1 pseudogene is annotated in these 281 nt (G+C 47.0%); it reads left to right on the top strand.

Annotated features, from left to right (window positions below):
- Positions 1 to 281, top strand: a pseudogene (locus QUA34_RS16525) (CopG family transcriptional regulator); the annotation flags it as partial.

Here is a 281-nt window from a genome sequence, read left to right as displayed (position 1 = left end):
AGTCGAGTTACGAAAGTTTACAGCAGCAGTTGAGTGAACGCGAAAGTTCGATCGCTTCTTTGCAGCAGCAATTCGCTACCGAAAAGCAAAATCTCGAAAGCCAATTAGCCGAAACAGTAGCGAAGTCGAGTTACGAAAGTTTACAGCAGCAGTTGAGTGAACGCGAAAGTTCGATCGCTTCTTTGCAGCAGCAATTCGCTGAAAAAGAACACCGCGAACACGAGTTTCAGCAACAGCTAGCCGAAAAATCCAGCGCTCTGGAATCCTTGCAGCAGCAATTC

Source organism: Microcoleus sp. POL10_C6, assembly GCF_036701585.1.
Taxonomy (GTDB): Bacteria; Cyanobacteriota; Cyanobacteriia; order Cyanobacteriales; family Microcoleaceae; genus Microcoleus.
This window is presented reverse-complemented; position numbering and strand designations above follow the sequence as displayed.